Source organism: Streptomyces chisholmiae (assembly GCF_031845445.1).
Taxonomy (GTDB): domain Bacteria; phylum Actinomycetota; class Actinomycetes; order Streptomycetales; family Streptomycetaceae; genus Streptomyces; species Streptomyces chisholmiae.
This window is the reverse complement of sequence record NZ_JAVREO010000117.1, coordinates 1-475: the sequence shown is the minus strand read 5'-3', so window position 1 is coordinate 475 and position 475 is coordinate 1. Positions and strand designations below refer to the sequence as shown.

Annotated in this window: 1 protein-coding gene; it reads left to right on the top strand. The window is 68.2% G+C overall.

Annotated elements, in window-relative coordinates; genetic code table 11:
- Window positions 1-24: 24 nt before the first annotated feature.
- A partial coding sequence (locus RM844_RS32350) for an FAD-dependent oxidoreductase (protein WP_311671016.1) occupies window positions 25-475 on the top strand: 451 nt, incomplete at its 3' end.

The window sequence follows — 475 nt, the reverse complement described above, 5'->3', positions numbered from 1 at the left end:
ATGACCGGACTTCGAGTTGCCGTCGTGGGTGCGGGTATCGGCGGGTTGACCGCCGCAATTGCTCTACGAGCCAATGGAATCGACGCGACCGTGTACGAACAGGCGCACGAGCTCAAGGCGCTCGGCGCCGGGGTCGCCATCGCCACGAACGGATCCCGCATCCTGAACAAGCTCGGCGTGGGCGATGCAGTGGCAGCGATCGCCGGTCCGGTCACGCACTATCAGTTCCGTACCTGGCAGGCCGAGCCGATCGCCGGCGAACCGTCGACGCTCGGCTTCGGAGACCCGGCACGTACCTGGTGTCTGCACCGCGGCGAGTTCCAGAAGGTGCTGGCCGACGCGCTGCCCGCCGATGCCCTGCAGTTGGGCCGCGCCTGCGTCGGGGCCATCGAGCACGGCGACGGGGTCCGGGTCGAATTCTCCGACGGCACAACGGTCGACGCTGACCTTCTGGTCGGCGCCGACGGCATCCACT